Origin of the sequence: Nonomuraea sp. SYSU D8015 (assembly GCF_008065375.1) — a bacterium.
Lineage (GTDB): Bacteria > Actinomycetota > Actinomycetes > Streptosporangiales > Streptosporangiaceae > Nonomuraea.
In genome coordinates this window covers 945,996-969,124 of sequence record NZ_VJYI01000001.1, presented here as the reverse complement: position 1 = coordinate 969,124, position 23,129 = coordinate 945,996, and the positions used below count along the sequence as shown (strand labels likewise).

The 23,129-nt window shown below is 70.3% G+C and carries 16 protein-coding genes and 1 pseudogene; 13 read left to right on the top strand and 4 right to left on the bottom strand.

Annotated features, from left to right (window positions below; genetic code table 11):
- Positions 1–2: 2 nt before the first annotated feature.
- Both ID574_RS06600 and ID574_RS06595 read right to left on the bottom strand, forming a co-directional pair.
- Positions 3–1,304 (bottom strand): ABC transporter substrate-binding protein, encoded by a 1,302-nt coding sequence (locus ID574_RS06600; protein ID WP_223166415.1) that lies wholly within the window; start codon positions 1,302–1,304, stop codon positions 3–5.
- A gap of 217 nt (positions 1,305–1,521) precedes the next feature.
- The gene (locus tag ID574_RS06595) at positions 1,522–2,412 is read right to left on the bottom strand and encodes a helix-turn-helix transcriptional regulator (protein ID WP_188187808.1); all 891 of its coding nucleotides are present in this window, start codon (positions 2,410–2,412) and stop codon (positions 1,522–1,524) included.
- 210 nt (positions 2,413–2,622) lie between these two features.
- Here ID574_RS06595 and ID574_RS06590 point away from each other — a divergent pair.
- From ID574_RS06590 to ID574_RS06570, 5 genes and pseudogenes are all read left to right on the top strand, one after another.
- Positions 2,623–3,167: pseudogene (locus tag ID574_RS06590) on the top strand (hypothetical protein).
- 89 nt (positions 3,168–3,256) lie between these two features.
- A complete protein-coding gene (locus ID574_RS06585) occupies positions 3,257–4,516 on the top strand; it encodes a multidrug effflux MFS transporter (protein ID WP_223166414.1) in 1,260 nt (419 codons plus the stop codon).
- 131 nt (positions 4,517–4,647) lie between these two features.
- Positions 4,648–5,430: a (2Fe-2S)-binding protein gene (locus tag ID574_RS62695; RefSeq protein ID WP_442939230.1), complete on the top strand. Its 783-nt coding sequence runs from the start codon at positions 4,648–4,650 to the stop codon at positions 5,428–5,430.
- Between the two features lie 2 nt (positions 5,431–5,432).
- Positions 5,433–6,413 carry an FAD binding domain-containing protein gene (locus ID574_RS06575; protein ID WP_188187806.1) on the top strand — a complete coding sequence of 327 codons (981 nt, stop codon included), beginning with the start codon at positions 5,433–5,435 and terminating at the stop codon, positions 6,411–6,413.
- A complete protein-coding gene (locus ID574_RS06570) occupies positions 6,410–8,614 on the top strand; it encodes a xanthine dehydrogenase family protein molybdopterin-binding subunit (RefSeq protein ID WP_188187805.1) in 2,205 nt (734 codons plus the stop codon). The genes ID574_RS06575 and ID574_RS06570 overlap by 4 nt, the downstream gene beginning before the upstream one ends.
- A gap of 245 nt (positions 8,615–8,859) precedes the next feature.
- Here the strand turns inward: ID574_RS06570 and ID574_RS06565 are convergent, their stop codons facing one another.
- Positions 8,860–9,900, bottom strand: a complete 1,041-nt coding sequence (locus ID574_RS06565) for a LacI family DNA-binding transcriptional regulator (protein WP_223166413.1) — start codon at positions 9,898–9,900, stop codon at positions 8,860–8,862.
- 307 nt (positions 9,901–10,207) lie between these two features.
- Here ID574_RS06565 and ID574_RS06560 point away from each other — a divergent pair, with 307 nt between their 5' ends.
- The 4 genes from ID574_RS06560 to ID574_RS06545 all read left to right on the top strand — a co-directional run bounded on the left by ID574_RS06560 (position 10,208) and on the right by ID574_RS06545 (position 16,402).
- The gene (locus ID574_RS06560) at positions 10,208–13,435 is read left to right on the top strand and encodes an alpha-L-rhamnosidase (RefSeq protein WP_223166412.1); all 3,228 of its coding nucleotides are present in this window, start codon (positions 10,208–10,210) and stop codon (positions 13,433–13,435) included.
- A 126-nt stretch (positions 13,436–13,561) separates the two neighbouring features.
- Positions 13,562–13,750 carry a hypothetical protein gene (locus ID574_RS59510; protein ID WP_223166411.1) on the top strand — a complete coding sequence of 63 codons (189 nt, stop codon included), beginning with the start codon at positions 13,562–13,564 and terminating at the stop codon, positions 13,748–13,750.
- Positions 13,751–13,869: 119 nt separating this feature from the next.
- Entirely contained in the window at positions 13,870–16,050 is a 2,181-nt protein-coding gene (locus ID574_RS06550; RefSeq protein WP_188187803.1) for a molybdopterin-dependent oxidoreductase, read from the top strand.
- 73 nt (positions 16,051–16,123) lie between these two features.
- Positions 16,124–16,402: a hypothetical protein gene (locus ID574_RS06545; protein WP_188187802.1), complete on the top strand. Its 279-nt coding sequence runs from the start codon at positions 16,124–16,126 to the stop codon at positions 16,400–16,402.
- Positions 16,403–16,418: 16 nt separating this feature from the next.
- On the opposite strand, the gene ID574_RS06540 is transcribed toward ID574_RS06545, so the two are convergent.
- Entirely contained in the window at positions 16,419–17,426 is a 1,008-nt protein-coding gene (locus ID574_RS06540) for a LacI family DNA-binding transcriptional regulator (RefSeq protein WP_188187801.1), read from the bottom strand.
- A 189-nt stretch (positions 17,427–17,615) separates the two neighbouring features.
- Here ID574_RS06540 and ID574_RS06535 point away from each other — a divergent pair, with 189 nt between their 5' ends.
- The 4 genes from ID574_RS06535 to helR all read left to right on the top strand — a co-directional run bounded on the left by ID574_RS06535 (position 17,616) and on the right by helR (position 23,127).
- Positions 17,616–18,905, top strand: coding sequence for an MFS transporter (locus ID574_RS06535; protein WP_188187800.1), 1,290 nt, complete (start codon positions 17,616–17,618; stop codon positions 18,903–18,905).
- Between the two features lie 10 nt (positions 18,906–18,915).
- Positions 18,916–19,692, top strand: a complete 777-nt coding sequence (locus ID574_RS06530; RefSeq protein WP_188187799.1) for an alpha/beta hydrolase — start codon at positions 18,916–18,918, stop codon at positions 19,690–19,692.
- A gap of 670 nt (positions 19,693–20,362) precedes the next feature.
- Complete coding sequence (locus ID574_RS06525) at positions 20,363–20,887, top strand: glycosyltransferase family protein (protein WP_223166410.1); 525 nt, start codon at positions 20,363–20,365, stop codon at positions 20,885–20,887.
- Positions 20,888–20,976: 89 nt separating this feature from the next.
- Positions 20,977–23,127 (top strand): RNA polymerase recycling motor ATPase HelR, encoded by a 2,151-nt coding sequence (helR, locus tag ID574_RS06520; protein WP_188187798.1) that lies wholly within the window; start codon positions 20,977–20,979, stop codon positions 23,125–23,127.
- Positions 23,128–23,129: the final 2 nt, after the last annotated feature.

The following is a 23,129-nucleotide window of genomic DNA, read 5'->3' as shown; positions in this document are numbered from 1 at the left end:
CGTCACCACCCAGCCAGCCCCAACTGCTTGGCCTGCTTCTCCACGTCCTTGTCGTACTGGGCGGCGCCCTCGGCGGGCGGCGTCAGCCCGGAGCCGACCGCGACGGTGATCTGCTCCAGCGAGGGGCCCTTGACGGGTGACAGGAACTCCAGAGCCGGCGACGTGGCGCTGTCGTCGATGTAGGCCTGCAGGTCCTTGGCCACCTGGATCGCGTCTTCGGGCAGCTTGGATCCCTTGACGCGGTACGGCCCCGACGGCCGCACGGCGGCGCTGACGGCCTCGGTGCCCGCCGGGGAGGCGACGAAGGCAAGGAACTTCTTCGCCGCGTCCAGGTGCTCGGTGGTCTTGGCGACGTAGATGGCGGGAGGCTCCCAGACCGTGGCGCCGTGCTTGGCCGGGTCGGTGCCCGGTACACCGAAGAAGCCGACGTCGGTCGCCGTCTGCGGATAGGTCGCCAGCAGGGGCGGCAGCAGCCCGCTGAGCATCGCGTAGTGCGCGCCCTTGCCCTCCACCAGCATCTTCAGGCCCTGGTCGAGGGTGGCCGAGCCGAAGCCCTTGCTGAGGTAACCCTTGGCGTGCACGTCGGCGAGGTGCTGGAACCCGCCCAGCGCGGCCGGTGTGGTGGCGTATTTCACCTTGCCGGCGGTGTAGTCCTGCGCGAAGGTCGGCACCGCGGCCTGGACGTTGTAGAAGTCGGCGAGCACGAACAGCTGGGACGTCCAGGAGTCCTTGAACGTCGAGATCACCGGTGTGATCCCTGCCGCCTTGATCTTCTCGTTGTTGGCCATGAACTCGTCCCAGGTCTTCGGGACCTCCAGGCCGAGCTCGTCGTAGACCTTGCGGTTGTAGAGGATGCCGCCGCCGGTGAGCGTGGTGGCCGGGACGCCGTACACCTTGCCGCCCTGCGTCACCACGGGCAGGTAGTCCTGCTGGACGTTGGCCAGGACGGGGTCGCCGGTGAGGTCGACCAGGGTCTGGGCGGGATTGAGCGCCTGCAGCAGCGAGCCGGAGTTGTACCAGAACACGTCCGTCATCTCGCCGGTGGACAGGCGGGTCTTGACGATGTTGTCGCCTTCGCTTCCGCCCGGCTGGTGCTCCATTTCGATCGTGATGGTGGGGTTGGCCTTCATGAAGGCGTTCGCCAGCGCCTTGGACGTGTCCACGGTCGACTGGTCGCTGCCCGTCATGAAGGAGAGGGTGATGGTGTCGTCGGCGGCGGGCTCCGAGGTGGAGCCGCAGGAGGTCAGGGCCGCCATCGCGACGACGGCCACAGCCGTCGCGAGCGTGCGGTGGGAGGTCTTCACACACCCCTCCAGGGACGTTGAAACGTTTTAAGCGACTCCCCGATGGGGTTAACGTAGGCGTTACACGGAGGGGTGTCAAGACATATTTTGGGTAACGGTATCCGTCATTTTCCCAGCTCATCTCATTGGTTTCAAGATCTTTTAGGTAACGTTTCTCCAGCGTGGCAGTGCTTGCGGAAGACGGCGACCAGTGCGGGATGTGAGGGGTGGGGCAGTGTCAATCGGTCGATGCCGCACGCAGGGAGGTGTCCGTCTCCTGCGCGGCCGCCCAGGAGGCGAGCAGGCGCAGCGCCTCCTCGGAGGGCGAGCCGGGCTCGGCGACGTAGATGGTGAGGGTCAGACCGGGTTCGGCGGCCATCTCGAGCCCCTCGTAGGCGAGAGTGAGGTCTCCGACGACGCGGTGGTGGAAGGTCTTCGTGCCGGTGCCGTGGTGGCGGACGTTGTGGGCGCCCCACCGCCGGCGGAACTCGTCGCTGCGTGTGCACAGCTCCCCGACCAGGTCGTGGAGTTCCTTGTCGTGCGGGTCGCGGCCGGCTTCGGTGCGCAGGATGGCGACGCAGGTGTCGGCGAATAGGTCCCAGTCCGGGAAGAACCGATGGGCGTTGGGGTCGAGGAAGGTGAAGCGGGCGAGGTTCGGGGGCCGTTGCGGATCGGCGTAGACGTCGGCGTAGAAGGCTCGCGCGAGCCGGTTGGCGGCCAGCAGATCCATCCGGCCGTTGCGGACGAAGGCAGGCCCTTCGGTGACCGCGTCAAGGGTCCACTGCAGGCTGCGGCGCGGGGTCCACTGCTTGACCGCACGCCGCCGGGGCCGCACGGTCGCGCTGGTGCCCTCCGCGGCTCGGGCCAGGTTGAACAGGTGTACCCGCTCGGCCTCATCGAGCTGGAGCGCGCGGGCGATGGCTTCGAGCACGCCGGCGGACACTCCGGCGAGGGCGCCTCGTTCGAGTTTCGAGTAGTACTCGATGCTCACACCGGCCAGTGCGGCGACCTCGCCGCGGCGTAGTCCCGGGACGCGGCGATTGGTCCCGGAGGGCAGCCCGGCCCGCTCCGGTGTGATCTTGGCTCGCCGCGAGACGAGGAACTCACGGATTTCCTGGCGATTGTCCACATTTCGACCGTACGCTCGGCAGCCTCTGGTGTGGGATGCCCTGCCAGTACACCTTTTGCCAAGAACTCCCTGGTCAGGGGCAGTTGAGGTTTCATGGACCGCTGTGTGCGAGACCAGACCCGTTCCAGGCGTCCCGGGGCGGACCTGCGGCTGCGCCCACGGCCAGACCTGATCCGTGAACCAGATCTCAATCCAGTAAGGAGCACCATCATGCGTGGTGCCGTGATGCACCCCCCGGCGACGTCCGAGTGGAAGAGCGCCAAGACCCGAAGATCATCGCCCCGACCGATGCCGTCCTCCGCCTGCCCGCGACCTGCATCTGCGGGCCGGACATGCGAGATCTGCCGGGCCGGTTAGACCTTCCCTCCGATGACCTCATCCCGAGCTTCCTGGCCGCGTCGGACGTGCTGGGCACCGGCTGGTTCGGCGCCGTCGCCGCGCAGGCCGGTCCCGGCAAGCCGGTCGCGGTCGTCGGCGACGGCGCGGTCGGCCTGCTCGCGATGCTGGCCGCCGAGCAGCTCGGCGCGGAAAGGAACTCACCGGCGGCCTCGAGGAGCTGTTCTTCTCCCACGTGCACCTGCACGGCGGCCCGGCCCCGGTCCGTCGGTACCTACCGCGGCTCATCGACCTGATCTGGAACCGTCAGATCGACCCCGGCAAGGTCTTCGCCCTCGAGCTGCCGCTCGAGCGGGCCGCCGAAGGCTACAAAGGCCATGGACGAACGCCGCGCCATCAAGGTGCTCCTGCGCCCGTGAGCCGACCGCGCAGTCGTCACCTCGCTTTCTAGGCCGGCCGTCGCCGCACATGCGGCGGCGGCCCCGATCGCCCCCGGGCAGGAGGCCGTGTGAACGCCGCCCCAACCCCTATGCCCACCCGTGACCAGGCCATCGGCCGCCCCTTGGCGGTCGTCCTCAGCCTGCTGACTGTCTTCGGTCCGATCTCCATGGACGTCTACCTGCCCGTGCTCCCCGCGCTCACCGGCGAGCTGCGGGCGGCGACCTCGGCCGCGCAGCTGACCGTCACCGCGTGCCTGCTCGGCCTGGGCATCGGCCAGGCCATCGCCGGACCGGTGTCCGACCGGTTCGGCCGCCGCCGTCCCCTCCTGGCCGGTGTCCTCGCCTACGTCCTCACCTCGACGCTGTGCGCCCTCAGCCCGGCCATCGAGCCCCTCATCGCCGCGCGCTTCGTCCAGGGTCTGGCCGGCGGGGTGGGCATCGTGATCGCACAGGCCACAGGCCGCGACCTCTACTCCGGCGGCAAACTCGTCCGCTACTACGGCCACCTGATCGTGATCAGCGGACTCGCCGCCGTCATCGGCCCGGTGATCGGCGGACAGCTCGCCGCCGTCACCGACTGGCGAGGCATCTTCCTGCTCCTGTCCGCGATCGGCGTGGCCATCCTCCTCGCCTGTCTCGTCGTCTTCCGCGAGACGCTGCCGGAGCAGCATCGCGTCGCCGGCGGGCTCACGCGGACCGGGCGCGACTTCCGCCGGCTGATCTCCGACCGCATGTTTCTCGGCACCGTGCTCATCGCCGGCTTCGTGAGCGCCGCACTGTTCGCCTACCTCGGCGGCGCCACGTACGTCCTGCAGGGAATCTACGGGCTCTCCCCACAGGGCTACTCGTTCGCGTTCGATCTGAACTCCCTCGGGTTCATGGCGTTCGGCTTCGCCGCCGGCCGCCTCTCCGAGCGGTGGTCGGAGAAGGGCACCCTGGCGATCGGGCTCGTGATGTGCCTCGTCGGCGCCGGCGGACTGCTCGTCACCTCGGCCCTCCGCCTGCCCCTGATCGCCGTGATCCTCTCGCTGGTCACGATGGTCAGCGGCGTGGCCGTCACGTCCCCGCCGACCACCTCCCTCGCCCTGGCGAACTACCCCGACATCGCCGGCACGGCGTCGTCGCTGCTCGGGCTGGCCCGCTTCGCCTTCGGCGGCCTCGCCGCGCCTCTCGTCGGCCTCGGCGGTGCGGGCACCGCCATCCCGCTCGGACTCGTCACCCTCGCCTCCGCCGCGCTCGCCGCGCTCGTCTACCTCCTGTCCGTCCGAGGCCGTTCCGGCACTCCAACGCAACCTGTCACGGAGAGCTCGGCCCTCCTCAACCTCTGACCAACCCCCGCGCTGGAGCAGGACGACTGACGCTCGCGAATCGGGCGGGGGCCGGTGGGACGCTCGCCCAGGGGTGCCCTGTCAGTACGTGTCACAGCAGGCTCTCCCACAGGCCGTTGAGCAGCGGTTTCATGGGTGGTGGCCGAGGGACGCGGTCAGCGGCGCCCGTCCCGCCGACTGCTTGGCGCGGACATGCCTCCGCAGGCACGCCGACGAGTGAGAGCAACAATCCTTCGCGCCGAATCGAGAGGATACAGATGTCTTCCGAACGTCCCGACTCACATGCTCCTGCCGCCGCGGAGTCCGCATCGACGCTGTCCCGGCGCACGTTCATCACGACGGCCACCGCTGCCGGAGGCGCGGCCGTGTCGGGCGGTGTGCTCCCCGGGCCGTCTCCACTGGGCACCGAGCCGGCGGAGGCGGCGGTCGCGGCGCCGGTCAGCGGCCGCGTCTCGCTGACGGTCAACGGCAAGCGGCACACCGCGGAGATCGACAACCGGACCTCGCTGCTGGACCTGCTGCGCGAGCAGCTCGGGCTGACGGGCACCAAGAAGGGCTGCGACGCCGGCGCCTGCGGAGCCTGCACCGTCCTGGTCGACGGCCGCCGGGTCAACGCCTGCCTGGCGCTGGCGGTGCGGTTGGAGGGCGCGGAGGTCACCACCATCGAGGGGCTCGCCCCCGGCGAGGACGACGACCTGCACCCGTTGCAGCAGGCCTTCATCGAGCAGGACGCCTTCCAGTGCGGCTACTGCACCCCCGGCCAGATCATGTCCGGCGTCGGCTGCATCCGAGAGGGCCACACCGGCTCCCGGGAGGAGATCCGGGAGTGGATGAGCGGCAACATCTGCCGCTGCGGCTGCTACGTCAAGATCGTCAACGCGGTCGACAAGGCCGCACGCGCGGGGAAGGCCTGAACATGTACCCCTTCGCCTACACCAAGCCCGCCGACACCCGCGCCGCGCTCACCGCCGGGGCGCGCGGCGGCCGCTACATCGCCGGCGGCACGACGCTGGTCGACCTGATGCGCGAGACCGTGGAGCGTCCCGGCACGCTGGTCGACATCAGCGATCTGCCGCTGCGGGACGTGCGGGCCACGGCGCGCGGCGGGCTGCGGATCGGCGCGCTGGCGCGCATGTCCGACGTCGCGGCGCACCCGCGCGTGCGCAGGGCCTACCCGGTCGTCTCGCAGGCGCTGGAGCTGAGCGCGTCAGCCCAGTTGCGCAACATGGCCAGCATCGGCGGCAACATCATGCAGCGCACCCGGTGCACGTACTTCCGCGACGTCACCGCCGCCTGCAACAAGCGGCAACGCGGTTCGGGGTGCGCCGCCCTGGAGGGCTACAACCGCGCGCACGCGATCTTGGGCACGTCCGACGCGTGCGTGGCGACCCATCCGTCCGACCTGGCCGTGGCGCTGGTGGCGCTGGACGCGACCGTGCACCTGCTGAGCGCGGACGGGGAGCGCAGCCTGCCCTTGACGGAGTTCCTGCTGCGGCCGGGCGACACACCCGACCGTGAGCACGACCTGCGGCCGGGCGAGCTGATCACCGCGGTGGAGATCCCGCCGCATCCGCAGCCCGTGCGATCGGGCTACCTGAAGGTCCGCGACCGGCAGTCTTACGAGTTCGCGCTCACCTCGGCGGCGGTCGTCCTGAACATCGCCGGCGGCGTCATCCGCGACGCCCGGGTCGCCGCCGGAGGGGTGGGCACGGTGCCGTGGCGGCTGACGGCGGTGGAGCGGCGGCTGACCGGCGCCCGTCCTTCGGACCGGCTGTGGACTGAGGCCGCGGCGGTCGCGGCGGACGGCGCCCGCCCGCTCCGCCACAACGGATTCAAGGCGGAGCTGCTCAAACGCACCGTCGAACGTCAACTGCGCACTGTGGGAGGCACGCGATGACCCAGCAGGCACGGCCCGCGGCGGGCACGCCGCTGTCCCGGGTGGACGGACGGCTGAAGGTGACCGGCCGGGCCGCCTACGCGGCCGAGCACGACGTACGAGGCGTGGTCCACGGCGTGATCGTCACCAGCACCGTCGGCCGGGGACGGATCACCGGCGTCGACACCCGGGACGCCGTCGCCCAGCGCGGTGTGCTCAAGGTGATCAGCCACCTGAACGCACCGAAACTGCCCTACCGGCCCTTCCGCGGCGTGCCCGACCCCGCCCGAGGAGAGCGCCTGCGCATCTTCCAGGACGACCGGGTCCGCTTCTTCGGCCAGCCGGTCGCGGTCGTGGTGGCCGAGACCTTGGAGATCGCCCAGCACGCGGCGAGCCTGGTGAAGGTCGCCTACGACGGCGAGCGGCCCGCGATCGACATGTCCTCCCCGGCCGGCAACCCCAACCAGCCGGAGAACTACCAGCGGGGCAACGTCGACCAGGCGCTGGAGCGGGCGCACACCCGTCTGGCGCAGACGTACCGGCTCCAGCGTGAGCACCACAACCCGATGGAGCCGCACGCCACCATCGCCCGCTGGGACGGCGACCGGCTCACCGTGTGGGACAAGACCCAGATCGTCCTCAACACCCGGGGCGACCTCGCCACCGTGTTCGGCATCCCGGAGGAGTCGGTGCGGGTCATCTCGCCGTTCGTCGGCGGCGCCTTCGGCAGCGCCCTGCGGGCCTGGCCGCACGTCGCCATCGCCGCGCTGGCCGCCCGCGAGGTGCGCCGCCCGGTGAAGGTGGTGCTGACCCGCAAGCAGATGTACACCGGCACGGGCTTTCGCCCCGTCACCGAGTACAAGCTCACCCTCGGCGCCGACCAGCGGGGCAGGCTCACCACGGCCGTGCACGACATACGCGCCGAGACCTCCGCCTACGAGGACTACCGGGAGGCGCTGATGGTCCAAGGGCAGATGGTGTACGCCACGCCCAACGTCCGCCAGACCTACCGGTCCATCCCCCTGGACATCAACACACCCACCTACATGCGCGGCCCCGGGGCGGCCACCGCCGCGTACGCCATCGAATGCGCCATGGACGAGCTCGCCTACGAGCTGGGCATGGACCCGATCGAGCTGCGCCTGCGCAACGAACCGGATCGGGATCCGGGCACCGGGGTACCGTTCTCGACCCGGCGGCTGCGCGAGTGCTTCCGCGTCGGCTCCCGCACCGTCGGCTGGGACGAACGCGATCCCAAGCCGCGCTCGGCCCGCGACGGCAACTGGCTGATCGGCACCGGCGTCGCCGTGGCCACCTACCACACGCAACGCGCCCCGGCCCAGGCCCTGGCCAGGCTCGACGCCGACGGCACCGCGATCGTCCAGTGCGGGACCTCCGACATGGGCCCGGGCACCTACACCTCCATGACGCAGGTGGCCGCCGACGCCCTCGGCCTCCCGGTGCCCCGGGTGCGGTTCCAGCTCGGCGACTCGGCCATGCCGCCGTCCCCGCCCCACGGCGGTTCCATGACCATGGCCAGCGTCGGCTCAGCCGTCCAGGACACCTGCGACAAGCTCCGCCGGGAGGCCATCCGGCTCGCCGTCCAGGACTCCGGTTCGCCTCTGCACGGCGCCTCCGCCGACGACGTCGTCGTCCAGAACGGCCGCCTGCAGCTGCGCGACGACCCCGAACGCGGCGAGACCTACCGTCAGCTGCTGGCCCGCACCAACCGCCCCCACCTGGAGGCACGCGGCGGCTACACCCCCGGCGACGAGGTGGAACGCTTCTCCACGCACGCCTACGGCGCGGTGTTCGCCCAGGTCGCCGTCGACGAACGCCTCGGCCTGGTGCGGATCCGGCGGGTGTTCGGCGTGTACGACGCCGGCCGCATCATCAACCCCAAGCTCGCCGAAAGCCAGGCGATCGGCGGCATCGTCGGCGGCATCGGCATGGCCCTGCTGGAACACACCGTCACCGACCCGCGCGACGGCCGCATCGTCAACGCGAACATGGCCGACTACCTCGTCCCCGTCAACGCCGACGTCCCCGACGTCAACGCCGTCTACCTCAACGGGGACGACCGCACCGCCGACCCCATCGGCGTCAAGGGGCTGGGCGAGGTGGTGATCGTCGGTGTGGCGCCCGCCATCGCCAACGCCGTCTTCCACGCCACCGGACGCCGCGTCCGCGAACTCCCCATCACCGCCGAAGCCCTGCTCTGACCGGCCAGCGGCGGCCGACACACCTTCCTCGCTCCGCGGGCGGCCCTCCAGCCGCGCCCGGTCGCGAATGGCCGTCGCGGCGGCATCGAACTCCGCCTGGACACCGCCGCCTCGCCCGCCCGGGTGGCCGATGGATCGAGGTCGTGCTCGCGCTGGGCCCGGCGTGAGGCGGAGCACGCGCGGCCCTGACCGGGCTACCGCTTCACCGTTGGGCCCGGCGTGGAGCATGCGCGGCCCCGACCGGGCTACCGCGTCACCGCCGTGGACGGAGCACCCGCCGAACCCCCCGGCGGGGCCGTGGAGCCGCGGACGACCAGACTCGGGGTCACGGAGAAGCGCACCGCGGTCATCCGGCCTTCGATGCGTTCCAGCAGAAGCTTGCCCGCGGCGCGGCCCATCACGGCGCCGTCCTGGTCGACGCTCGTCAGCGTGATGTTGGAAAGGGCGGCCAGGTGGATGTTGTCGTAGCCGGCGACCGAGACGTCTTGCGGGACCGAGAGGCCCATGTCGTGGACCGCGGCGAGGGTGCCGAGCGCCGCCTGGTCGGCTCCCGCGAAGATGGCCGTGGGGCGTGGAGAGCGGCCCAGCAGCTCACGAGCCCCGTCGTAGCCGCCTTGCTCGTTGTAGAAGCTGGTCGCGATGGCGATCTCGTCGGCGAGTCCGTGCTCGCGCATGACCCGTTCATAGGTCGCGGCCCGGATGTTGTGCAGCAGGTCGGCAGGGGGCGCCTGGCTGTCGTCCTGGTGCGTGATGTGGGCGATCCGGCGGTGGCCCAGCTCGATGAGGTGTTTCACGACGAGCTCCGCGCCTGCCTCGTCATCGTCGTACACCGAGTCGTAGAACGCCGACCCCTCGTGCCGGGCGAGCACCACGGTCGGCTTCTCCTTCGCCACCTCCTCCAGCCGCGCCTTCGAGGCGAGCGGGGCGACCATGATGATGCCGTCCACCTGCCGGTCCACGAGGGCGTCCACCGCCCGCCTCTCGACCTTGCGGGTGGCGCCGCCTTGGATCATGAACGCCTGGTAGTCGGTGTTCTCAAGGTATGCGGTGAGACCGTCGAGGATGTCGGCGAAGAAGGGATTTCTGATGTGGGGCAGCATCAGGCCGATCGTGAAGGTGCGACCGCGCATCCCGCGCGCAACGGCCTGCGGTCGGTAGCCCAGCTCTTCGATGGCCGTCTTGACCCGGTCTCGCATGGCCGGGCTGACGCCGGTGGCGTTGCGGATCACCTTCGACACCGCTGTGACGGAGACCTGGGCGTGGCTCGCCACGTCGGAGATCGTCACTCGTCGTCGTCGACCGGACGTGACCATGAAACTCCATCTCCCGAGGTGTGATCCGATTGTACGAGCTCAAGGCCCGGGCAAGCTCATCAGCGGTGCGAGACGGTCACGCCCGACCAAAGCCACATCTGGATGGGTAACGTTATTTAAGTTTCCTGCCTCTACACCCGATAGACATGCATGGATACCGAGCACCGTTACCCGTATCGCCTCTTGACGGCAGACCTCGCAGCGCTTACGTTGACGACAACGCCGCCTCGCTTAAATCGATTTAGACAAGCTCCTCCCGCCGCCGGGAAGGGAGTGACCTGTGTCCGAATTACGTCGCCGGATCCGCCTGCTCGCAGGACTGGGGGTGTCCTTCACCTTCGTGCTCTCGCAGCCCTTCAGCGTTCCACCGGCCGTGGCCGCCGGCGGCGCACCGTCGTACGTCCAGGTGGTCGACCTGCAGGTGGACGGCAGGTACGACGAACCGCTCGGCCTCGACAACCCCACCCCCTCCCTGGGGTGGCGCATGAAGGAGACCCGGCAGGCCGCCGCTCACCCGTGTCATCGGCCGCTGTCGCGGGCCGCCTGTCCGGGCGACGTGCAGACCGCCTACCAAGTTCAGGCCGCGACCAGCGAGGAGAACCTCAAACGTGGCCGGCTGATCTGGGACTCCGGCAAGGTCAACTCGGCTGTCCAGTCCGGCGTCCGCTACGCCGGTCGGCCCCTCACCTCTCGTCAGAAGGTCGTCTGGCAGGTCCGCGTCTGGGACGCCGGCAAAAAACCGTCGGACTGGAGCAAGCCCACCTCTTGGGAGATGGGCCTGCTGCAGCAGAGCGATTGGGGCACGGCGCGCTGGATCGAGTATCCGGGCCGCACCGAGACACAGCCCATGCCGATCTTCGCCCGGCAGTTCGACGTCGACCGCAGGAAGCGTGTGGCCGGCGCTCGTCTCTACCTGTCCGGCGTGGGCCTGCACCTGCCGACCTTGAACGGCCGCAAGCTCAGCGACGAGGTGCTGGCACCCGGCTACTCCAACTATCAGCTCTCCAGCGAGTACCGCGCCTACGACGTCACCGACGACCTGCGCGCCGGAGCCAACACCCTCGGTGTCCGGCTCGGCAACGGCCCTGCCTACGTGCGGCGCAGCGTCACCAACCCGGCCGTGGGACGCACCGCACCGTACTCGTGGTGGCAGAGCCAGTTGAAGGGCAGCGGCACCCTGGCCGCCGACGCCGCGGCCGGCGCGACCACCGTGAAGCTGGACGATGTCACCGGCTACCACATCGGCGGCACGATCAACATCGATACCGGCGACGGCGGCGACAACCTCGAATCCCGCACGATCACCGCGATCGGCACGGCGGGAGCCGACGGAACGGGGATCACCTTCACACCGGGGCTGTCCAAGGCGCACTCCTCCGGTGCGACGGTGACCGGTTCGGGCAACAACATCGCCGCGAGCGACCCGAGCGCCGGCGCCGCGGTCACGCCACGCCTGATCGCGCGCCTGGAAATCGCCTACGGCGACGGCTCGGCGGAGGTCGTCGTCTCCGACCGCGGCTGGCGCAGCGCACTCGGCGCCCTCGTCACCGACGCCTGGTACTCCGGCTCGGACTATGACGCGCGGCGCGAGCAGGCCGGCTGGGACCTGCCGGGCTCCGATCTGTCGGCCACCGCCAAGCGGCGCGACGGCTCGGACATGTCCTGGGTGGACGCCGGGATCGCGCCGCCCCCGAACCTCGCCACCAAGCTCGTCGCCCGCACAGCCGAACCGGTGAAGGCCGTGGAGACATTCACGCCCGTCTCGATGACGAACCCGGCCCCGGGCACCTGGGTGTTCGACCTCGGCCAGAACATCAGCGGGTGGCCGCAGCTGAACCTCAAGGGCACCGTGCCCAGCGGGGTCACCATCCGGATGGCGCCCGCCGAGTCACTCGCCCCCGACGGAACCGTCGATCAGGCCTCCCTCATGGGAGGAGGCGGCAACCGTGGACGTGACCTGTTCAACACCTACACCACGGCCGGACTACACGGCGGAGAGACCTGGCATCCCGACTTCAACTACTTCGGCATGCAATGGATCCAGGTCACCGGCCTACCGGAGGGGTACACCCCGGCCAAGGACCTGATCAAGGGCATCCGGCTGCAGGCCGCCACACCCGTGGCGGGTGAGGTCACCACCTCCAACGCGCGCATCAACCGCATCCACACGATGGCCCGATACTCCTTCGCCTCCAACATGATGTCGGTGTTCACCGACTGCCCCGGCCGCGAGAAGCTGTCGTACCCGGCCGACTACACGATGCCGATGGGCGCCATTCACCGCAATTACGAGCTCGCCGCCTACCTGCGCACCCACATGCGGCACCTCGTGGAGGGACAGTCGATCGCCGACACCCCGATGCGCGGCAACGTGGCCCTGAAGACCCCGGTCTACGACTGGGGCTACAGCGGACGCTTCGGCGACGAGATCAACTGGGGCAACGCCATCATCCTGGTCCCCGCCCTGCTTTATGAGCTCTACGGCGACACCGACACGATGACGCGCCACTACGACCAGATGGTCGACTTCGCCGACTACATCCAGCGCCAGAAGGCAGGGACGGGCGAGGACGCGCACATCGTCGACGCGGCACTCGCGGACTGGGTCGCGGCCGACCAGACCTCGGGCCGGATCACCGGCACCTGGGGTTACTACATCATGATCACCAAACTGGCCGAGATGGCGGAGCTGACGGGCCACGCCGACGACGCCGCGCGTTACAAGGCGCTCGCCGGCGACATCAAGGACGCCTTCAACGCCCACTTCTACAACCGGGAGCTACGCCGCTACACCAGCACGGGCAACGCCGGAACCGCCGGCGCCACCCAGACGGCACAGGCACTCGCGCTCGACGCCGGGCTCGTCCCCGACACCGAACGCCAAGCCGTCCTCGACGCGCTCGTCGAACTCGTGTACGCCCACCATCCGGGCGGCGACGGCCCGCACTTCAGCGGCGGCACCATCGGCATGGCCCCGACGGTCTGGGCGCTGGCCGACGGCGGCAGAGACGACGTGCTGTGGGAGCTGCTGCAGGCCGACGATCAGCCGAGCTACGGGTTCTTCATGCAGCCCTCCAGCGCCAACCCGGGCGGCATGACCACCATCGGCGAGCGCTGGGACCGAGGTGCCTCCAAGAACCACATGATCCTCGCCCAGATCGAGGAGTGGTTCCACACCGGCCTGGCCGGCATCCGCGAGGCCGGCCACTCCACCGCCTACCGCCACCTCGTCATCCAGCCCAAGCCGGTCGGCGACCTCACCTCCGTGAAAGGCAGCTACACCACGCCGCAGGGCGTCGTGCGCTCCGCATGGAGCAAAGGCGAGCGATGGTTCAGGCTGACCGTCGAGATCCCCGCGAACACCACTGCCGAAGTCTGGGTACCGGCGAAGGAGCGGCGTCCCACCGCAAGCTCGCATCGTGCCGCGTTCCTCCGGATGGAGGGGAACTATGCGGTCTACCGCGTTCCGTCCGGGTCATTCACCTTCGTGACGGCAGCAGCCGGCTGATCCACCGAGCCCGCGGTCTCCGTTCGGCGGACCGAACGGAGACCGTCCCCCCGGTCCAGGTCCACCCTGGGCGCTGACCGACGCCGACGTGCTCCTTGTCGACTACACCCGGACATCACCACGCAGGTGCGGGAGCTCGCCCCGGACGACGAGTCCCGGACCACCCCGTCCGATGTGCAGCAGCAGCTGGACTTCCAGCCGTACGGAGCCATCGCCGCCACCCAGGCGCCGACGGCCACCGCCGAGCAGATCGCTCCCGTCTACTGGGACCTGCACACCCATCGCGACGAGGCCGAGCGCGTTTTCACCGGCTGACGTCGAGGGCGGGTCCAGTCATGCGACGGATGCGGGCCCGAGGGTCACGTGCGACCCTGACGTGGTGGGAGCCGCTGACCGCAGCTCCCAGTCCTGCCCAGTCCTGATGGAAGGCCGTCATGCGGGCGATCAACGATCGGAGCGAGACGCGGATCGCCGCGTGCAATCTCTGCGAGGCCATGTGCGGCCTGCGTATCACCCTGGCCGGCGACCGGATCACCGATATCCGCGGCGATGAGGAGGATCCCTTCGCCCGCGGGCACATCTGCCCCAAGGCGATCGCCCTGCGTGACGTTCACGACGACCCGGACCGGCTGCGCCGCCCGGTCAGGCGAACCGGGTCCGGCTGGCAGGAGACTTCCTGGGATGAGGCGCTCCACCTGGTCGCCACCGGGCTCGCCCAGACGCGGGCCCGGCACGGGGCGGACGCGGTGGCGGTGTATCTGGGCAACCCGGTCGTGCACAGCCTCGGCGCGCTGACCCACGTCACCCCGCTGATGCGCATGCTCGGCACCCGCAACAGGTTCTCCGCGGGGTCGGTGGACCAGTTGCCGAGCCAGTTCGTCTCTTATCTGCTGTACGGCGACCAGTGGCTGATCCCGGTCCCCGACATCGACCGCACCAGCTACTTCCTGGTCTTCGGCGCCAATCCCGTGGTGTCCAACGGCAGCTTGATGAGCGCTCCCGGGATCGCCGGACGCATCCGGCGGCTGCGTGAGCGGGGCGGACGCATGGTGCTCTTCGATCCGCGCCGTACCGAGTCCGCGGGCCTCGCCGACGAGCACCACTTCATCCGGCCGGGCACCGACGTTGTGCTGATCATGGCTATGGTACGGCTCATTCTGGACGAAGGGCCGGCCCGCCCCGCCGGCTACGTCGACGGCCTGCGGGAGGTGCGTGACCATTTGGAGGAGTACACACCGGAACGGGCGGCCTCGATCACCGGTGTGCCCGCGAACACGATCAAACGGATCTCACACGACTTCGCCGCCGCCCCTGCGGCGGCCTGTTACGGCCGTACGGGAGTGTCGACTCAGCGGTTCGGCGCGCTGTGCCAGTGGGGCATCCAGCTCCTCAATCTGATCACCGGAAACTTCGACCGGCCCGGCGGGACCCTGGTGCCCAGCCCGGCGGTCGACCTCATCGGCAGCGGCCGCCTCGACCCCGGCCACTACGCCCGCTGGCGCAGCCGGGTGCGCGGCCTGCCGGAGTTCGCCGGCGAACTGCCCGTGGCGGTCCTCGCAGAGGAAATACGCACACCAGGCGAGGGCCAGGTGCACGCCCTGCTCACGGTGGCCGGAAACCCGGTGCTGTCCTCACCCGGCGGCAACGCCCTCGACCAGGCGCTGCCCGAGCTGGACTTCATGGCCTGCGTCGACTTCTACATCAACGAGACGACCCGCCACGCGGACGTGATCCTGCCACCGACCCACCTGCTGCAGCGCGACCACTACGATCTCGTCTTCACCATGCTGGCCGTACGCAACATCGCCCGATACGTCCCCGCACCGCTGCCCAGGCCGGACGACGCACGCCATGACTGGGAGATCTTCCGCGACCTGGCCCGCCACTACCGGCGCAAGGTCCGCTCCGGCTCGCTGCAGGACCGGTCGCTGATGCGCCTGTCACCGGCCCGGATCGTGGACCTGGCCCTGCGCACCGGCCCCTACCGACTGTCCCTGGCCAAGCTGCGCCGCCACCCTCATGGCCTCGACTTGGGACCCTTGCGCTCGACCATGCCGGCCCGGCTGCAGACCCCAGGCAAACGTGTCGACGCCGCCTCCCCGCTGCTGATCGCCGACCTGGCACGCGCCCGCGCCGATCTCCTGACCGCCGTCCCCGAGGACGGCCTGTTGCTGATCGGGCGGCGTCACCTGCGTGACAACAACTCCTGGATGCACAACTCCGCCCGGCTCACCAAGGGCCGGCCCAGGCACGAGCTTCTCATGCACCCGTCCGACATGGCCGCCCGTGGTCTGACCGACGGCGAACGCGTACGCGTGGAGTCGCGGACCGGAGAGGTGACCGTCGAGGTCAGGGGCACCGACGACATCATGCCGGGAGTGGTCAGCCTCCCCCACGGCTACGGCCACGCCCGCGACCGCGTGGCCCTCAGCCTGGCGGCGACAGTGCCCGGCGTCAGCGCCAACGACCTCACCGACCCCGAGTATCTCGACGACCTTACGGGCACCGCCGCCCTCAACGGCGTCGTCGTCACCGTGCGGCGCCCATCCGCCGAGCCTCCGCGCGGCCCTCGACGTCCCCATGCAAGGGCTGCGGTCGCCCCGCCAGTCATGTGACAGATTCGCCATACATCGCCATTCGCCTAACCTGCCGACCGTCCATCGACGCCGCTGTCGCGCATGGAGTCCGATGAGTGACGAATCTCGTTCGAAGGCTGTCGGCGAATGCCAGGAAACGGCCCGCACCCTTTCAGACCTGACGGCGCGATCACTCCCGCCCTTCACCCCGTCCATCTTCGGCGAGTTACCGGAGTCGATGGCGCTGGCCGGGATCGTGGCGGAATTGTACGAGGCCATTGCGCAGGACGTCGGCGAGGCGGCGAGCAGGCTTGACGAAATCGGACATGCCCTGGGAAGCGGCCACGAGGAGGGCGACCAGCCGAACGACGCCCGCCCACAGCCCGAATGAACCCGGCGCAGAGCCGTCAGGCCGATTCCCGCACGTGAACCCGTAGCGGATCCTGGATGGGATCCGGAGGGTCCTGTTTCCCGTCGAGGGCGTCGACGACGCGGCGGGCCAGGCCCCGCGCGAGGGTGGCGGTGTCGCGGACGATCGTGGTGAGCGGTGGCTGTGCCAGCGCCGCGCCGGGGATGTCGTCGACGCCGATCACAGCGAGATCCTGCGGGGCCCGCAGCCCCAGGGACTGCAGGGCGGCGAGCACGGCCAGGGCGACGTCGTCGTTGAACGCGCAGATGCCCGTCACCGCCGGGTCGGCGGCGAGCCACGCCTTCACCGCCTCGGCGGCATCGTCCGGGTCGAGGGGGACGGTTCGGACATCCGGCTGCGGGAGACCGAGCTCGGCGCAGACCTTGCGGACGCCGTCCAGGCGCGGCTGGGCCAGGACGTCGAGTGTCGGCAGGTCCGGGTAGGCGTAGCCGAGCCGGCGGTGGGAGCCGACGAGGTGGCGGGCCTGGGCCGCGCCGATCGGCTCCTCGAACACCAGAGGAGGCCGCGGCTCCCCGCGTACCGAACCGTGCGCCGCCATGACGACCTCGATGCCTGCCGCCCGCATGGCCTCGGCCTCGGCCTCGGGGAACTCGGCCAGCGCCAGCACCGCCGCAGGCGTCATGGCCTTCCAGATCTCCCGCAGGGGCCGAGCGGGGGGAGCCGACGAGTGCACGAGGAAGGTGAGCTCGTGTTCGGCGAAGGCCTTGGTCAGCTGCTGGATCAGCCGTCCCAGGACATGCTGGATCGGCCAGTCCGGCAGCAGGCCGAGCACGATGTCCGAGCGCCCCCTCCGCAGTGCGCGCGCCGATGCCGACGGCGCGTAGCCGAGCCGGGCGGCCGCATCCAGCACCCGGCGGCGCGTCTCCTCGGCGATCTTCTGGTGAGGGGTGTCGTTGAGGACGTAGCTCACCGTCGCGCGGGAGACTCCGGCCTCCCTCGCGACATCCCCGCTCGTTACCCGCCTACCGCCAGACGTCCCGGTCATGCACCCCACTCTCTGACAAACCTCTTGCCAAAGCCAACCGCCACGACTAGCTTACGAGCAGTTAACCTACACGTTTAAGTGACAGCTTTAAGTTAACGCTCCGTGGCAGGATTCCGTTGGCTCCGGCCAGGCGCTGCCCTCTCAGGCCCCCACCGTCCCGTCGTCGGCAGTCAACGAAGAGGACCCCCCATGCACGACATCGGAAACCCCACGAGAAACCCCTGGAAGACCGCGATCCTCGCCGGTATGGCGTCGTATCTGGACGCCGGAGCCCTGGTGACCTCGGGAATCGCCATCGGCGGTTACTACGCCGCCGCGCTCCAGCTCAGCGCCGAGACCATCGGATCCCTGCTGGGCCTGCAGACGCTGACGTTCGCGGCCGGCGCGCTGTTCGGCGGCCGGCTGGGCGACCGGTTCGGCCGCCGGAAAATCTTCACCCTCTCACTCATGCTCTACGCGGTCGGCATCCTTCTGCTGCTCCTGGCGCCGGGACCGGCCCTGCTGTACGCCGGTGTCGTCGCGACCGGTCTGGCCATCGGCGCGGATCTCCCCGTGTCGCTCGCCCTCGTCAACGAGGAGGCGCCGGCCGGCAAGAAGGGCACCATGGTGGTGTTCTCCAGCATGCTGTGGCTCGCCGGCATCGTGGCCGTGCTGGTGCTGAGCTCATTCATGGGCGTGCAGGGCATGCTGGGCGGCCGCATACTCTTCGCCCACCTGCTGATCGTGGCCGTCATCGTGCTGCTCCTTCGCCTGACCCTGAGCGAGTCGGCCGAATGGGCGGCCGCGCGCCGGGCCGCCGACGCGAACACCACCGCGGGCTCCGAGGCCATCCGGTTCGGCCGCATCAGGGAGCTCTTCCGGGCCCCGGCCGTCTACGCCCTGCTGGCGACCGGCCTGTACTACGCCGCCTGGAACCTCGGCGCGAACACCCTCGGCCAGTTCGGCACCTTCCTGTGGACCGCTCTGGCCAAGGGAGAGGTCGCGCAGTTCTCGCAGCTGTCCCTCCTCGGACTGCCGATCGGCTTCGTCGCCGGCCTGGTGTTCATGCGGGTGGTCGACCGGCCGGCCCGGCAGGTCTGGTTCGCCGCGGGCTCCGCTCTGATCGTCGTCGCCTGGGCGCTCCCCGCCCTGCTGGGGCCGACCAAGTTCGCCCTGGTCGCCGTCATGCTGATCTCCGGTCTCGGCAACGCCTTCGCCGGCGAGTCCATCTACAAGGTCTGGTCCCAGGAACTGTTCCCCACCCTGCTGCGGGCCACCGCCGGCGGGGTGACGATGGCCTTCACCCGGGCCGTCGCCGGACTGGCCGCCCTGGTCACTCCCGCCTTCGCCCTGGCCAACACCCGGCTGATGTTCGGCGCGCTGTTCGGCCTGATGCTGGTCGCGGCGGTCATCGGCCTGGTCTGGGTGCCGCGGCTGCCCAAGGCCTCCCAGCTCGGAGAGCCGGTCGAGCTGAACGCCGCCGCCCGCGAGACGATCTGAAAGGCGACCCTTGATCCGTTATCACGACTTCCGTCACAACGGCCTGACGCTGCGCTCAACACTCCACATCCCCGAGGGCCCGGCCGGAACCCTCTGGCCGACCGCGGTGTTCGTCCACGGATTCGCCTCCAACCGGCTCGAACTGCCGTCCTTCGTCGGCATGTCCCGGCTGCTGGAGGCCAACGGGATCGCCTCGGTCCGGTTCGACCTCTCCGGCCACGGCGAGAGCGACGGCGACTTCTTCGACGTGACCATCAGCGGCGAGATCGCCGAAACCCGCGCGGTGGTGCGGACGGTCCGGACCCTCGACTTCGTCGACCCCGGCCGGCTGGGCCTGCTCGGCATGAGCATGGGTGGCGTGGTCGCCGGCATCGCCGCCGCCGAGGAGCCCGGGATCAGCGCGCTGTGCCTGTGGTCCCCGGCCGCCGTGGCTCCCTTCGAGATCGGGAGCGGCTACCTCAAGGGCCGGAGCCTCGCGGCGCAGATCGAGAAGAAGGGCTACTTCGACGCCGACGGCTACCGGATGAGTCCCGAGCTCGTCGAGGACATCGCCGGTCTCGATGTCTACGGGCGGTCCCGAGCGTACACCGGCCCGGTCCACATCCTGCACGGCGACGCGGACGACATCGCTCCCCTCGAGTACGCCCGCCGTTACCTGGACCACTACGCCGGCAACGCCGAACTCGAAGTCGTCGAGGGCGCGGACCACGCCTGGGCGACCGTCCCGCACCGCACGACGCTGCACCAGTCCACGCTGCGATTCCTCCGGAGGCACCTCCGGCGATGACGACGCCGAGCTTCGAGGCAGGACACCCGACGGACGCCACGACGGCGGTCATCGGGCTGCGCACCGCGGACGACTCCGGTCTCGACGACCCGTCCATCTGCCCAGTGACCGAGGACGCACCCCCGCTGCGCGCCCCGAGGACCGGCGATGCGCTGCCGGAGTCAGCCGGCTCTGATCCGGCGATCACCGCCTGGTCCTGCCGCGTGGCACGGTTTTCGCGATGTCGTAGATCTCCAGCTGCTCGCCCGGAGGCGGCTCAGACAACGGAAAGGGGATGACCCGCTCCTTTCCACTCTCAACGTATAGCGGACCCGGGGGCTTGCGGCAAGACCCGGGTCGTGCCGCAGAATCGTCGGCCGAGGCCGGAACCTGCGGAAAGGGGGATGCGAAATGCGGGTGTTGTTGGCGACGTACGGGTCGCGCGGGGACGTCGAACCGATGGCGGGGCTCGCCGTGCGGCTGCGGGACCTCGGGGCGGAGGTGCGGGTGTGCGCGCCGCCCGACGAGGAGTTCGCGGAGCCGCCTGCCCGTGTCGGCGTCCCGCTGGTGCCGGTCGGCCCGCCGATGCGCTCGATGGTGCGACCGTCGTCGGCGGCGGACGCCTCCCGGCGCGTGACCCCGCACCACACGCCGCCGGCGCTGCTGCCGGGCCGGCCGTTCCCCACCGGGGGTGATCGACAACCGGGTGCTGTGGGACCTGAACGCCCAGACCTACAACGCGCTGCGCCGCGAGGCGCTCACCACCCACCGGGCCTCGATCGGCCTGCCACCGGTGGACGACGTCCGCGACTTCCTCTTCACCGGCCGGCCGTGGCCGGCGGCGGACCCGACCCTGGGCCCGTGGCAGGAGACCTCGGACCTCGACGTCGTGCGGACCGGTGCGTGGATGCTGCCGGACGAGCGCCCGCTCCCGGCCGGGTTGGCGGCGTTCCTGGACGCCGGCGCACCGCCGGTGTACGTCGGCCTCGGCAGCATGCGCCACGTCTCGGAGGACATCGCCCGGGTGGCGATCGAGGCCATCCGCGCGCAGGGCCGCCGCGAGTCCCTGTCAGCCGCGCTCGAAACGGCCCTGGCCCCCGAGACCCGCGCACGAGCGACCGCCGTGGCCGGCACGATCCGCACCGACGGGGCGGCGGAGGCCGCGAAGCTGCTGCTCGACGCGGTCACCCGGGAAAGGCCGCCCGTGCCCGCGTGACCACGCGAGCACGCCGGGATCAGGCCCCCAGAACACGCGAACCCGTAACCCCTGATGGTCGCAAGCGACCTCACATCGGAGCTGATGACGTGAACCCGCTGACCACCAGCGCGTTTGACCTTCCCGGCCACCTCTCCCCCAAGGCCGACCCGACACTGATCGCCGGCGATGAGCAGCACTTCGCGGCCATCGCGGAGAGCCTCGAGCAGGCGATCGCCGACCTGTCCGACCGCCTCGACGCCGAGCGCAAGGCGCCCGGCGGCGCGGGCCGGCAGGCCCTGGACCGGGACCTGGAGATCCACCGGCTGACCGCCCGCCTGCGTGCGCTGCGTCGCTTCGGCCTGGACCTGTGCCTCGGCCACATGGTCTTCGCCGACGCCCCCGAGCCCGTGTATGTCGGGCGGCTCGGCCTCACGGACAGCGCGGGTCGCCGGCTGCTGCTCGACTGGCGCTCCCCCGCGGCTGAGCCGTTCTTCGGAGCCACCCACGCCAACCCTATGGGTCTGGCCAGCCGCCGCAGATACCGCTGGACCCGCGGCCGGATCAGCGACTACTGGGACGAGGTGTTCACCTCCGACGGGATCGAAGGGCACGCCGCGCTCGACGACCAGTCCGCCTTCATCGCCAGCCTGGGCAGCAGCCGGTCGCCACGGATGCGGGACGTCCTCGGCACCATCCAGGCCGACCAGGACGCCATCATCCGCGCCGGATCCCGCGGCGCTCTCGTCGTCGACGGCGGTCCGGGTACGGGGAAGACGGTCGTCGCCCTCCACCGCTCCGCCTACCTCCTCTACTCCGACCCCCGCCTGGGTCAGCGCCGGGGCGGCGTGCTGTTCGTCGGTCCGCACCAGCCCTACCTGGCCTACGTCGCGGACGTACTCCCCAGCCTCGGAGAGGAGGGCGTGCAGACCTGCACCCTGCGGGACCTTGTCGCCGAGGGAGCCGCGGCAGCGGTCGAGACCGACCCGGACGTGGCCCGCCTGAAGGCGTCCGCGGACATGGTGAAGGCGATCGAGCCGGCCGTCAGGTTCTACGAGAACCCGCCCACCAAGGGGATGACGGTCACGACCCACTGGTCCGACATCTGGGTGAGTGCCGACGACTGGGCCGAGGCGTTCGACGCACCGGAGCCCGGCACCCCGCACAACGAGGCGCGCGACCAGATCTGGGAGGAGCTGCTCACGATCCTGGTGGACAAGCATGAGGACGACGAGGTCTCGGCCGGTCTGCTCCGCAAGTCGCTGCTGCAGAACCGGGACCTGCTCACGGCCTTCAACCGCGCCTGGCCGCTCATCGAAGCGGCTGACCTGGTCGGAGACCTGTGGTCGGTGCCCGCCTACCTGCGGATGTGCGCTCCCTGGCTCAGCCCCGGCGACGTCCGGAAGCTGCAGCGCGATGACCCCCAGGCCTGGACGGTGTCCGACCTGCCGCTCCTGGACGCGGCACGGCAGCGGCTCGGCGACCCGGAGGCGTCGCGACGTAAGCGCCGGAACGACGCCGCCGTCGCCGCCCAGCGCGAGCGCATGGCGCAGGTCGTCGACAACCTGCTCGAGGCCGATGACGACGGTGAAGGGCTGGTGACGATGCTGCGCGGACAGGACATGCGGAACACCCTGGTCGACGAGGCCGCGCTGCCCGCCACCGACCCGGACCGGCTCGCCGGCCCGTTCGCCCACATCGTCGTGGACGAGGCTCAGGAACTCACCGACGCCGAGTGGCAGATGCTGCTGCTCCGCTGCCCGTCCCGGAGCTTCACCATCGTCGGGGACCGCGCCCAGGCCAGGCACGGGTTCACCGAGTCGTGGCAGGAACGGCTCGAGCGGATCGGGCTGGACCGGATCACCCTGGCCTCCCTGAGCATCAACTACCGGACGCCGGAAGAGGTCATGGCGGAGGCCGAGCCGGTCATCCGGGCCGTGCTCCCGGACGCCAACGTGCCGGCCTCCATCCGCAGCAGCGGCGTCCCGGTCGTCCACGGATCCGCTTCGGACCTCGGCTCGATCCTCGACACCTGGCTCGACGCGCATGCCGACGGCATCGCCTGCGTCATCGGCGATCCCACGTTCGAGGAGAGGCCCCGGGTCCGGTCGCTGACCCCGGAGCTGTCGAAGGGGCTCGAGTTCGACCTGGTCGTCCTCATCGACCCAGAGGAGTTCGGCCAGGGCATCGAAGGAGCGGTCGACCGCTATGTCGCGATGACCCGAGCGACCCAGCGACTCGTCATCCTCACGAGCTCCTGACG

What these genes read in the sequence shown, in the direction of transcription:
- ID574_RS06575 (WP_188187806.1), top strand. Translation starts at nt 5,433, where the DNA reads ATGTACCCCTTCGCCTACACCAAGCCCGCCGACACCCGCGCCGCGCTC.
- ID574_RS06535 (WP_188187800.1), top strand. Translation starts at nt 17,616, where the DNA reads ATGCACGACATCGGAAACCCCACGAGAAACCCCTGGAAGACCGCGATC.
- ID574_RS06540 (WP_188187801.1), bottom strand. Translation starts at nt 17,426, where the DNA reads ATGACCGGGACGTCTGGCGGTAGGCGGGTAACGAGCGGGGATGTCGCG.
- ID574_RS06550 (WP_188187803.1), top strand. Translation starts at nt 13,870, where the DNA reads ATGCGGGCGATCAACGATCGGAGCGAGACGCGGATCGCCGCGTGCAAT.
- ID574_RS62695 (WP_442939230.1), top strand. Translation starts at nt 4,648, where the DNA reads ATGGGTGGTGGCCGAGGGACGCGGTCAGCGGCGCCCGTCCCGCCGACT.
- ID574_RS06545 (WP_188187802.1), top strand. Translation starts at nt 16,124, where the DNA reads ATGAGTGACGAATCTCGTTCGAAGGCTGTCGGCGAATGCCAGGAAACG.
- ID574_RS06570 (WP_188187805.1), top strand. Translation starts at nt 6,410, where the DNA reads ATGACCCAGCAGGCACGGCCCGCGGCGGGCACGCCGCTGTCCCGGGTG.